The organism is Candidatus Binataceae bacterium (assembly GCA_035308025.1).
Taxonomy (GTDB): Bacteria; Desulfobacterota; Binatia; order Binatales; family Binataceae; genus JAJPHI01.
This window is the reverse complement of record DATGHL010000012.1, coordinates 94,138-106,235: the sequence shown is the minus strand read 5'-3', so window position 1 is coordinate 106,235 and position 12,098 is coordinate 94,138. Positions and strand designations below refer to the sequence as shown.

9 protein-coding genes are annotated in these 12,098 nt (G+C 64.3%); 7 read left to right on the top strand and 2 right to left on the bottom strand.

All coding sequences use genetic code 11. The features are described from left to right. Positions 1-29: 29 nt before the first annotated feature. Together VKS22_03230 and VKS22_03225 are read right to left on the bottom strand one after the other, a co-directional pair. A complete protein-coding gene (locus VKS22_03230; GenBank protein HLW69615.1) occupies positions 30-1,397 on the bottom strand; it encodes a TolC family protein in 1,368 nt (455 codons plus the stop codon). 26 nt (positions 1,398-1,423) lie between these two features. Further along, positions 1,424-2,518: an efflux RND transporter periplasmic adaptor subunit gene (locus tag VKS22_03225; protein HLW69614.1), complete on the bottom strand. Its 1,095-nt coding sequence runs from the start codon at positions 2,516-2,518 to the stop codon at positions 1,424-1,426. Positions 2,519-2,941: 423 nt separating this feature from the next. Here VKS22_03225 and VKS22_03220 point away from each other — a divergent pair, with 423 nt between their 5' ends. The 7 genes from VKS22_03220 (at position 2,942) to rny (ending at position 11,999) form a co-directional block, all read left to right on the top strand. After that, entirely contained in the window at positions 2,942-3,577 is a 636-nt protein-coding gene (locus VKS22_03220) for an HNH endonuclease (GenBank protein HLW69613.1), read from the top strand. Positions 3,578-3,727: 150 nt separating this feature from the next. Next, positions 3,728-7,273, top strand: coding sequence for a chromosome segregation protein SMC (smc, locus tag VKS22_03215; protein HLW69612.1), 3,546 nt, complete (start codon positions 3,728-3,730; stop codon positions 7,271-7,273). 245 nt (positions 7,274-7,518) lie between these two features. Further along, positions 7,519-8,820: a signal recognition particle-docking protein FtsY gene (ftsY, locus tag VKS22_03210; GenBank protein HLW69611.1), complete on the top strand. Its 1,302-nt coding sequence runs from the start codon at positions 7,519-7,521 to the stop codon at positions 8,818-8,820. A gap of 40 nt (positions 8,821-8,860) precedes the next feature. Further along, complete coding sequence (gene zapB, locus VKS22_03205) at positions 8,861-9,094, top strand: cell division protein ZapB (protein ID HLW69610.1); 234 nt, start codon at positions 8,861-8,863, stop codon at positions 9,092-9,094. A 94-nt stretch (positions 9,095-9,188) separates the two neighbouring features. Beyond that, the gene (locus tag VKS22_03200) at positions 9,189-9,467 is read left to right on the top strand and encodes a cell division protein ZapA (GenBank protein ID HLW69609.1); all 279 of its coding nucleotides are present in this window, start codon (positions 9,189-9,191) and stop codon (positions 9,465-9,467) included. 346 nt (positions 9,468-9,813) lie between these two features. Further along, positions 9,814-10,440, top strand: coding sequence for a 5-formyltetrahydrofolate cyclo-ligase (locus tag VKS22_03195; GenBank protein ID HLW69608.1), 627 nt, complete (start codon positions 9,814-9,816; stop codon positions 10,438-10,440). Continuing rightward, positions 10,440-11,999 carry a ribonuclease Y gene (gene rny / locus VKS22_03190; GenBank protein ID HLW69607.1) on the top strand — a complete coding sequence of 520 codons (1,560 nt, stop codon included), beginning with the start codon at positions 10,440-10,442 and terminating at the stop codon, positions 11,997-11,999. Before VKS22_03195 ends, rny begins: the two co-directional genes overlap by 1 nt. The last annotated feature ends 99 nt before the right edge of the window (positions 12,000-12,098 follow it).

Below are 12,098 nucleotides of genomic sequence, written 5' to 3'. Positions count from 1 at the left end.
TCGCAGGGCGGCGCTTTGTAGTCGCCGCACTATTCGACCCAGGACCAGTTGCCGCCGGCCAGATTCTGCAGCGACGCATACTGCAGTTGTTCCTCGAGTTGCTCGCTGATTACCGCCAATTTGGCGTTGTCCTCGGCGAGTTTTGCCGCTACCAGAGAAAGCTCGTCGGCAACCCCGGCCTGGCGCTGCGCCCGCGTCAGATCACTTTCCCGTTCGAGCTCCAGATAACTCGCTTCCAGTGCGGCCGTGGTGCGTTCGTAGGCGCTGATTTGTCCGTAGACCTGGGTGATGGACGTCCGCAGGGTTTCGGCCGTAGCTTTTAACGTCTCTTTGGAGACGGCGAGGTTCTCGTCGGATTCGTGCTCAGCAGCGCGACGCTGGCCAAAATCCCACAGCGGCATCGTGATCGTTATGTAAGATTCGTAGAGCACCGGGCGCGGAAAGCGCGAGCTGCCGTTGAAGTGCTCGAGGTCCTGGCCGGTGGCGAAATTGGTATTCAGGTTGGCGATCGGCCACTGAGCCACCTTGTCCACCCGAACCTGTTGGCGAGCAACCTCGATCTTGGCTTCGTCCACCATCAGCGACGGATTATTGGGCATCACCTGGGCCAAAAACTCGTCGAGCGGCGCCAGTTGCGGCATCGGCGGAGGGGTGGGCTCAATTTCGAGCGTCCGATCGGCGCCCCGGCCCATCAGCTCAGCCAACTGGATTTTATACGACAGCGCGCTTTGACGGAGCGACTCGGCCGCATCCGTCGCCGATTGCAACTGCCCGCGTGCGATCTCGACATCTTTCGGCAGCTTTAAGCCGAGTTGCCGCTGCGTCTCGACAATGTCGAACTGCCTCTGGTAGCCGGCGACGATCTGCTCCTGCAGCGCGAGCTGATCCTCGAACGACGCCACATTAACGTAGGCCGAAACCACGTTGAAAATCACCTTTTGCTCATTGACCAGCGCCACCGCCTGCTGCTCCGTCATGGTCGCCCGTGACGACGCTACCGCCGGCGGGTCATTCAGTCCCATCAGGCTGCCCTCGTAGAAGAGGGGATAAGTAAGCAGAAATTCCTGGATCGAGAGCGGATCCCAATTGGCGTGATTGTGCGTCGTGACTCCGGTTGCGGCGTTGAAGAGATTGAGCACTGAAAACTCGTTTACCGGCTGACCATTGACGACGTAGGCGCTGGCTTGCGCGGCCAGATAGGGCATCAGGGTGCCGCGCTTCTTGGTAATATCCGCGCGCGCCGCTTCGATCATGTGGCGGCTGGAAGCCAGGTCCGGGCTCTTGTCGAGCGCCTCATCGATACACTCGTGCAGGCTCAATTGCGCCGGCCACGCCGCGAGTGCATGACCGGCAAAGCCCACCATCAGAATCAACGCCAGCAGGTGAGACGATTTCATGTTCACGACTCGACGCAGGCTCCCTCTCACGACTTGTTCCACGGCGCGCTCTGATTGACGCGGACGCGGTCGTTATCATGGAGGCCGAATTGGCCGACGACTACCACCTGCTCGTTCTCGTCGAGCCCTGAGAGGATTTCGGTGGCGTTGCCGACGGTCAATCCGGTGTGGACCTCGCGGATTTTGGCGCGGCCATCGCCGTCAACGATGAACACCGTTGCGTGATCGCCGACCGGGTTGACGACCGCCGTACTAAGCACCGTCAGCGCCATCCTTTGGCCTTTGAGGCGCGCGTAACCCGTGACATCTTTCTTGAGCTTGAGGTCAGGGTTGGCGAGGCGCACATAAGCGCCGAAGGTTCGAGTGGTCGGGTCGACCTGGGAATCGATTTTTTGCACGAGGCCGCTGAAGAGCTCGCCCTGAAAGGCGTCGGTTCTGACCTCGCCCTCCATGCCGAGGTGGACTGCGCCGATCTTGTCCTCGGATACTGCGGCGTCAAAGAGCACCGGATCGAGCACGCCGAGCTGGAAAAGCTGCTCGTCCACCCGGGTCATCTCACCCGGGTTGACGCTACGCGAGAGCACAACCGCGGGCGCGGAACTCCTGAGGGTGGTGTTGGCCAGGTCGATTTGCGCACTCACTACCTGCGCATAGGCGATCGCTTCGGCGACGCGCGCATTCTCTACATCCATCTCGGCGGCAAACCCTTTGCGCCTGAGGGTTTCCTCGCGTGCGACCTGATTCTTGGCATGTTCGTAGGTTACCTGCATGCTCGTCAGATTGGCTTGATAGAGCCGTGGATCGAGCTCGACCAGGAGTTGCCCCGGCCTCACGATCGAACCAAGATCGACCGGCACTGTCAGGACTTGCGCGACGACCTTGGCCGTGAGCGTCACCGGCATGCTCGGTTGAATGGTGCCGCTCGCGCCAATTAGCTCGTTCACTTCTTTGACCGTGGCCGGCATCGTCTGTACCGGAATCGGTTGATTGACCAGGCGGGCGTCAACCTGCTTCGTGCGCACCAGCCGTAGCAGCGCAGCCGCGACAAATACTAAAACGACGAGTGCGAGCAAAACCCAAAGCAGTATTCCTCGCTTCTTTGCCGACATTCCTTCAGCCATGGTTTACCGTCATTGCTTTCCGCCATCGCCCGGTCTGCCATTCGCGCGGATCAATTCGCGGGCGCACTCGTCCAGTATTCTTCTCGGTCAGCTAAAATGTCGAAAAATCGTCAGCTCGGGAAGGAATTGACTACACGCGCGAGCCCATTTCGGCCGCCGACGCGCTCCAGCTTGGTGATCTTCAAAGACTCTCCAAGCCTCAGCCACGTGGAATCTGCTGAGATGCCGTGAGCAGCCCACCGCGACCGTCCCCCTCCTCACCGCCTGATTATGGCCGTTAATCCATTAAGAGCCAAGCCAGAAACTGGACGCAAATCGTAGAGCCGAGCGGATCCGGCTTTAACCAGTCCTAACCGCCCGGCAACTAGTAGTTAAAACCGTTCTACTTGACTTGCTTGGGCGGCGGTCGCTACCTCTTTATAGATGGCTGCCGCAGCACAGGCCACGATGGGCGGGGGCGTGCTTAACAGCAAGGTGCTGGTGCTGAACCGCTCTTATCTACCGGTCCATGTGACGTCGGTAAAGCGGGCCTTCGCGTTGCTCTACCAGGGCGTAGCGCGGGCCGTCGATGAGCACTATCGAACTTTCGATTTTGCGAGCTGGCGGGATCTTGCCGTCGAGATGCATCATGAGCGGGTAGGGATAATCGGCGGGTTGATGCGCGTTCCGCGGGTGCTTTTGCTGGTTGCCTACGAGCGGGTGCCGAAACGCCACGTCCGCTTCTCCCGCTTTAATATCTACGCGCGCGACAACAATACCTGCCAGTACTGTGGCCGCCGCTTGCCGCGCACCGATCTTAACCTCGACCACGTCATCCCGCGCTCGCGCGGCGGCACCTCCACCTGGGAGAACGTCGTCTGCTCGTGTCACGGCTGCAATCGTCGCAAAGGCGGCCGCACGCCGGAGGAGGCGCGGATGCTGCTAATTCGCAAGCCGGAGCGGCCGCACTGGACGCCCTTCAGCAGCGAGATGTTCAGTCTGCGCAATTATCGCGAGTGGATGCCTTTCCTGACCACGGTTGACAGCGCCTACTGGAACGCCGAACTGGTTCCGGAATAGGTTCTCGCGCCAGATCTATTCACAGGCCCTCGCCTCAATTGGCAGGGCTGTTGGTTGATCGATACGCCAGTGGTGGTGGTTTGTCTTGACCCACGCCATTGGCGGTAGGGTATGCTGGGTGGGGTTGCGGAGTGGTGGAGGCTTGGTGGTATGCGTCTCAAAAGCCTGGATGTTGTAGGCTTCAAATCCTTTCTTGAGCCGACGGTTATCAGCTTTAGCCCGGGGATCACGGCGGTGGTCGGCCCGAATGGCTGCGGCAAGTCCAATGTGGTTGACGCGATTCGCTGGGTGCTCGGCGAGCAGGCGCCGACCCGCCTGCGCGGCAAATCTGCTGAAGACCTGATCTACGCCGGCAATGAGTCGAATCAGCCGGCCGGACTCGCCGAGGTTACGTTGCTGCTCGAAGCGGACGACGTCGTTCTGCCGGAGCCTTACGCTACGCTCAGCGAGGTCGCCGTGACGCGCCGGGTCTATCGCTCAGGCGAAGCGGAATATCTGCTCAACCGGATCCCCTGCCGCCTCAAGGACATCACGGAGTTCTTCATGGCGGCGCAAATCCATAGCCGCGGTTATGCCCTGGTCGAGCAAGGGCGGATCGACGAAATTATCCAGGCTAAGCCGCACGAACTGCGTGCGATGGTCGAAGAGGCGGCCGGGCTCGCGCTGTTTAAGGGCCGGCGCGAACTCAGTGAACGCAAGCTCGAACGCGTGCGCGAGAATCTGACGCGGGTCGATGATGTCGTTGCCGAAATCGAACGGCAGCTCAACTTCGCCCGCCGCCAAGCCAAAAAGGCCGAGGCCTACAAGGTAATCCGCGCTGAACTCGGGGAGCTCGAGCAACTGACTGCGGCCCGGCGCATCTTGGATGAACAGGCCGAGCTGAACGCACAGTCAGCTCGTGCAGAGCAGCTCGATGATCAGGCGATAGCGGCTCGCGCCGCGTTCGAGGCGGCGCGGCAGGCCGCGGAAGAGGCGGGCGCGGCGCTGGCCGCGGCGCGCGGCGCGCTGGTCGCGACTGAACGAGAACTGACCAATCTGCAGCGCGCGTTCGAGGAGCGCGCGCGCTCGCGCGGCTTCCTCGAACGCCGCCTCGCCAGCTTGCGCGAATTGACCCCGCAGATCATCGCGCGGCTCAGTGAACTAGAGGCGCAAGCGACGACGGCGCGAGCCTGCCGGGCCGAGACCGGCGCGCGGCTGGCGCGCGCGCGTCTCGCGCCTGATGGCGACGGCGAGGAGCGGCTCAAGCCGCTCGGCGAAGCCCATCGCGCGGCTGAGGCGCGGCTGCGTGCGGGCGAACGCCGCGTCGAAGAGCTCAAAGACCAACTGAGCGAAATGCTGCGCGAAGCCGCGGTGACGCGCGGGCGGCTCGGCGATCTCGCCGGCGAGCGCGCTGACACCGTGCAGCGTCTGGCCGCGATGGCCGGTGAACTGCCGGCGCTGGCGAACGCGGTAAACGATGCGCGCGCGAGTTTGCATCAGGCGGAGAGCGCGAAACGCGAGAGCCACGCGCGCGTCGCGCGCAGCGAGAACCTCCAGGGCGACAGTGCCGAGCGCGCGTTTCAGCTCCGCGCCGCCCTCGAACAGGCGCGGCTAAAACTGGCTGCGGCCGTTGACGCGCGCGATCGCGCGGGCGTCAACGCGCGTCGAATTGTGCCCAACGGCGCCGGCGAGCGGCTGCGCGGCGTGCTCGATTCCCTCAACGGCGACGGCCCGGCGATTCCGCCCGCGATGCTGCTCGACGTGATGAAAGCGCCGCCGGCGCTCGAACCGGCGCTGCGCGCCGTACTGGGCGAGCAGCTCGACGCCGTCATCGTCGATTCACCCCACTTCGCTCTGCGGGCGATCGAAGTGCTCAAGGAACGCGACAGCGGACGGCTCAGCTTTATATCGCAGGCGATGCAGGTCGTCAGCGGCGTTCACGAGACGATCCACGCACCGGGGATCGCCGGGCGGCTGCTCGAAATGGTCGAGGTCGAGCCGCGCTTCGCGCCCCTGGCCGAGGCGCTGATGGGCCACGTGCTGGTGGCTCAGGATTTGCGCGCTGCGCTGGCGGCGTCGAACCTCAACGGTCATGGCGCCATCTTCGTCACCCCCGAGGGGGACATGCTGTGGCCCGACCGCATGATCAGTGGTGGCAGCGGCGGCCGCCGCGACGACGCCGGTGAGATCGATATGCGCCAGCGCGCGGCGGCGCTCGAAGCCGGCGAGCGTGCGGTTGCCGTTGCCGCATCCGACTATGAGGAGTTGCAGCGCCGGGCGGACTGGGCGCGGATCACGGTCCGCGACGAACTCACCGAACTGGAGCGGGGGCGCGCCGAAGTGATCGCGAGCGAGCGCGCGACCGAGACGGCGCGCGCGGCGCTGGCCAAGGCCGAGCAGCAGATGGCGCTGGCGGAGGCAAATCGCGCAGCGGGCGAGCGCCGAGTGGATGAAGCGGCGAAGCTGGCGGTCGCGGCGAATGTGCGCCTTGAGGAATTGGCGCGCGGTGAGCAGGAGCTTCGCGCGCGACTGGGCGACGCCGCCGACGACCTGAGCGAGACGCGCTCGGCGGCGCGACGGCTCGGCGACGAACTGATCGAATTCGGGGCGCGGATCGCTGCGCGCAAGGCCGCGCTCAAGGCGTTCGTGCTTGAGTTAAGCCATCGGCAGAGTACGGCGGCGGGACTCGAGAGCCAGATTCGGCGCGATCGCGAGGAGCTTGAGCGGGTCGGCGCCGAATGCGCGGAGTTCGAACGCGAGCTCGCGATGCTCGCCGAGCAAGATGCGGGCGCCGCGGCGCGGCGGATTGAGCTCGCCGCTGCACTTGAGGAGCTGACCGAGCGGCAGCGCGATTGCGAGACCCGCCTCGCGGCCGCACGGACGGAGCTGGCGCTTACTGAAGAACGCGCGAACGCGCTCGCGGCGGAGCTGATCCAGTGCCAACTCGATCGCGAACATGCGCGAACCTTGGCCGCTGAGCTTGAGCGCGGCTTCGGCGAGAAATTTCCGGCCGCTTTCGCCGCCGTCGTCGACGAACTGCGGCCGCGCCTGGCAGACGGCGACCCGCATCGCGAGGAGGAGCGGCTGAGTGAGTTGCGCGCCCGCGCCGAGCGGATCGGCGAAGTCAATCTGGCCGCCGACAGCGAAGTCAGAGAGCTTGAGGAGCGCGCCGCGAGCCTGGGCGCCGAGCGCGCGGATTTGCAGCAGGCGGCGGACGACCTCGCGCAGACCGTGCAGAAGCTCAATCGCGAGGCGCGCAAGCGCTTCGCGGAGACCTTTGAGGGCGCGGCGAAAAACTTCGCCGAGCTCTTTCCGAAACTGATGCGCGGCGGCCGCGGTCATCTGGAGCTATGCGCCGCCGACGACGTGCTCGACGCCGGCGTCAATATCCTCGTGCAGCCTGCGGGCAAGCGAGTCAAGGAGATCGGCCTGCTTTCGGGCGGCGAAAAGGCGCTCTCTGCAATGGCGCTGATCTTCGCGCTCTTCCTGCTCAATCCGAGTCCCTTCTGCATCATGGACGAAGTCGACGCGCCGCTCGATGAATTCAGTCTCGCCGCGTTCACCGCGCTGGTGCAGGAGCTCAAATCCCGCTCGCAGTTCATTATCGTGACGCACAATCAGCGCACCATGCAGGCGGCGGATCAGATCCATGGCGTGACGATGGAACGCCCGGGAATCTCGCGCGTGCTGTCGTTGAGTATCCCGCAAGCCGCTTGATCCCAGTAACGCTCCGCTGATCAAGAATCTTGAGGCAGCTCGCAGACTGCCGACCTTGGCCGCGCGTCGCAGACTCCAGTCCTTGAACGCAGCTCGCGGACTCGCCTGCTCGCTTTCACTTCGTTCCGCTGGTCCGCCCCTGTGCTCGCTCCGCGCCGTAGCGCTCCGCTAGTGCTGCGTGACTCGATGCTGGTATTCTGGCGTCGCCGCAAACTGCGGCGCCAACGCCCACGCGAGAAATTTTAGTGTCATTGCTATATCTCATTGTGATAATTGCGCTGGTTGCGCAGCTTCCGCTGGCGGTAATCGCGTACCTGATCGAATTCAGCCGGCGCAAGGCGCGTGCGCAGGTCTTTTCGCCGATCGAACCGCAGCACGAAGAGCTGATCGCGCCGGAGTTTCCGCGCGCTGAACCTCACGAGGAGTTGATCGCGCCGGCAGCGCCGCGCGCGCCCGACCCGTCGGTCGATGAGATAGCCGCGGCGCCTGCCGAGGTATCGCCGCCGATCGCGATCCCAGCGGAAGCGATCCCCCCGCTACTGGTCGTCGAGCCGCCACCGGAGCCGGCGCCGCTCACTGCGGCCGCCGTGCCGGCGCCGCGCGCCGAAGCGCCGCGAATCGGTCTCGGCCTGCGGCGGACGCGCGAGAACTTTCTCGCGCGGATCCGCGCGGCGATCACAGGCTCGGCCAAAGCTGACGAGATCTATGAAGGCCTCGAAGAGGCCCTGATCGGCGCCGATGTCGGACTCGAAACCAGCATGAAGATCGTCGAGGCGGTGCGCGCGCGGCTCAAAAATGACGCCCGCGAGGAGGTTGTCCGCGACGCGCTAAAAGCGGAGATTGGCGAGATTCTCCGGGCCGTCGAACGTCCGCTCGCCGACAGCGGCGACGCGCCGTTCGTGATCCTGCTGGCCGGGGTCAACGGGGTCGGCAAGACCACAACGGTGGCCAAGCTCGCCGCCCGGCTCAAGGCGGAGCGCGGCGATGTGATCGTGGCGGCCTCGGACACCTTTCGCGCGGCGGCGATCGAGCAGCTCCAGGTCTGGTGCGATCGCGCCGAGGTGGACCTGATCAAGCAGAAACCGGGCTCTGACCCGGCCGCGGTCGCCTTCGACGCGGTCAAGGCCGCGGTCGCGCGCAAGGCGCGCGTCGTGCTGATCGATACCGCCGGCCGGCTGCAGACCAAGGTCAATCTGATGGAGGAACTCAAGAAGATCGCGCGGGTGATCGGTCGCGAGCTGCCCGGCGCGCCGCACGAAACCTGGCTGGTGCTCGACGCCAACACCGGTCAGAATGCCTTGAGTCAGGCGAAAATCTTTGGTGAGGCGACACCGCTAACCGGCGTGGTGCTGGCCAAGCTCGACAGCACGGCCAAGGGCGGCGTGATCGTGGCGATCGCCGACCGGCTCGAGTTGCCGGTGCGCTTTGTCGGTTTGGGTGAAGGAATTGCAGACTTGCGCGAGTTTGACTCACGCGATTTTATCAATGCTCTGTTTTCGGATGCCGACGATGGCCGAGAGTCGGCGAGCAATACTTATGCGGCTTGACAGGTGAACTTAACAAAATCTAAGGTAAAGGTGGAATTCTGTGGCAGCGGAGATCGATATTCTCAAGCAGTTGGAGGAGCGCATCCAGGCCTCGGTCAATCGAATCCAGCAATTGCAGCGGGAAAACGAGATGCTGGTTAAGCGTCTGGCGGAGAGTGAACAACGGTTCACCGAGGCTGGCGCGCAATTGAAGGACCACGAGCAGGCGCGCGGCGAGATTCGCAACCGGATCGAGAAGATCCTTGAGCGCTTCAACGGCCTCGATTTAGGCTGAACTGGATTGGGCTGATCGCGCGATTTAAACTGATCGCAGGATTTAGGCCGATCAGATAGATGCGTCCGGGTTAGATTAACCGAGGGCGGGAGCGGTGAAAGGCGTCAACGTCGAGATTATGGGTCAGAGCCTGGTGGTCGCCAGCGATGGCGGCGACGACTGGGCGCGGGCGCTCGCCTCGGCGGTCGACGAAAGAATCCAGACTATTCGCGCTGGGAGCCGGACGGTCAACTCCGTCAATCTGGCGATCCTGGCGGCGCTCAACTTCGCCGAAGAACTTGAGCGGCTGCGCCGGGAGCATCAGGCCCTGTTGCGCCAGCTTGAAACGCTGAGCGAGCGTTTGCTGGAAGCAGTGGACGGGGCCGGGCGGTAGAGCGGGACCGATGAGAAGAATTGCGGCGGGCGCGTTGAGATACAAGGTAGCCTCGAGGAACCTGACGAGATGCCGGACGAAATGCCGGAAAGGTTGGAGAGGCGGCGGGATTAGTGGGCCGAACAGCAAAGGGCAGCGGGCGCGCTGATAATAGACGGACCCGCGTGGTTTAGAGCTTTTGGTGTCTAACGGTTTCGAACAACTTGACGGTCGCCAGATCGAGCTGCGCCGCAGCGCCAGCCACCGGAATAATGACCGCCGCCGGAGTAGCGCGCGTACCCCTGGCCAGACCGTGAGGATCGAAGCAGCGCCGATTTAGCCCTCACCCGCCGTCACGAAATATTACGTGGCGGTCGAGAAAAAAGAACTTCGAGACGTGCTGCGCGCCTGTCGCGACGGCCTGCGATCCCCCTACGTGGCTGCAGCGTCGGCCTCGATTCAACGACGTCTGCTCGATTCGGCGGCCTATCGCGCGGCGCAAACCGTCGTGCTCTATGCGGCCAAAGACAATGAAGTTCAGACCGCCCTGATCTTCGCCGACGCGGCGGCCAGCGGGCGCTGCGTCCTGTTTCCCAGAGTGATGCGCGCAGCGCGCGCGCTGGCGCTGGTCAGAGTTTGCCATCAGGCAGAGCTGGCGCCGGGCGCCTTCGGCCTGCATGAGCCGACTGGAGCAGAGACCGTGCCGGTCGCCGCGCTGCGCCATGCGCTGATCTGTCTCCCCGGGCTCGGTTTCAGCCGTGACGGACTACGCCTCGGCCGCGGCGGCGGCTACTATGACCGGCTCCTAACTGAGGCCGATCCCGCGATACAAAGCGCCGGCCTCGCATACGCTTTTCAGGTTCTGGATCGAATCCCGCAGTCGCTGGGCGACCAGCGGCTAAAACTACTCTTCACCGAGTCTGCGACCTATGAAGCCCCGGCTCATGTGCCAGGGCCGCGGGTGCAGACTGATCAAGGAGGACTCCAGTGTTGATGACAGCCGGAGCGCTGCTGGTGGGCGTCATAATCGCCGCCGCAGCCTTCATCCTGAGAGAGACCGCGGCGCGCCGCCGCGACATCGCCGATGGCGCCGGCGCTCGCGCAGAAGCCGAGCGGCTGCTCGCCGAGGCGCAGCGCAAAAGCGAGCTGTTGGTCAAAGAGGCAGAGCTCAGGGGCAAAGACCTCGCAGTGGCCGCGCGCGCTGAGGCGGAGCGCGAATCGCGCGAGCGCCGCCGCGAATTGAGCGCTGTGGAAACCAAGCTGCAGGGCCGCGAAGAAACCCTGGAAAAGCGCCTCGAGGCGTTCGAGCGCCGCGAGGCCGATCTCAGTCGGCGCGATCAGACTTTGCGCAATCGCGAGAAGTCGATCACGGATAAGGAGGCGGAGCATCAGGCGTTGATCGATGAAGCGCGCGGTCGGCTCGAAGCGGTCGCCGGGCTGACGCGCGAGGAGGCCAAGCGCTCGTTAGTCGACGAGATGGTCGGGCAGGCCCGGCACGAGGCGGCGCGGCATATCCGGGTCGTCGAAGAGGAGGCGCGCGAAGACGCCGACCGGCGCGCCAAGCGGATCGTCTCGATCGCGATCGAGCGGCTCGCTGGGGAATTCGTCGCTGAGCGCACGGTCTCCGTCCTCGCGCTGCCCAGCGACGAGATGAAGGGACGCATCATCGGGCGCGAGGGGCGCAATATCCGCGCGATCGAGGCCGCTACCGGCGTCGATATCATAATCGACGACACGCCGGAGGCGGTGGTCATCTCGTGTCACAATCCGATCCGGCGCGAGATCGCGCGGGTCGCGCTCGAGCGCCTGATCTCCGACGGCCGCATCCATCCGGGGCGAATCGAGGAAGTCGTGCGGCTGGCCGAACAGCAGGTCGAGGAGTCGATCAAGGAGGCCGGACAGCGCGCACTAATCGAGGTTGGCGTCCACGGTGTCCATCCGGAGCTGACCAAGCTGCTCGGGATGCTCAAGTATCGCTACAGCTATGCGCAAAATGTGCTGATGCATTCGATCGAAGCGGCCTTTATCTGCGGCGCGATGGCCGCCGAGCTCGGTCTGAACGAAAAGCAGGCGCGCCGCGCCGCGCTGCTCCACGATATCGGCAAGGCCCTCACGCACGAGGTCGAGGGCTCGCACGCGTTGATCGGCGGCGACCTCGCGCGTAAGTACGGCGAGTCGGCGAAGATCGTCAACGCGATCGCGGCCCATCATGAGGAAGTCAAGGCCGAGACCATCCTGGCGCCGCTGGTCGACGCCGCCGACGCGCTCTCGGGGGCGCGGCCAGGCGCGCGCCGCGAGGTGCTCGAGAGCTATGTCAAGCGTCTCGAAGACCTCGAAACCATCGCGAAGTCATTCAAGGGGGTGGACAAGTGCTTCGCGGTGCAAGCCGGCCGCGAGATGCGCCTGATCGTCGAGCCCAGCCAGATTTCCGACGAGGACGCCACGATGCTTGCGCGGGATGTCGCGCGCAAGATCGAAAACGACATGACTTACCCCGGACAGATTCGGGTGACGGTCATCCGCGAGACCCGCGCAACCGAGTTGGCGCGTTAACGTTGCTTCTGCGAGCAGCGGCGCCCCGCCGCTGCTCGCAGCAGGCTCCTCGCCCTCGTCCAAAGCTCGTTCAAGGGAGCGGGTGCCCGACTGCTTTAC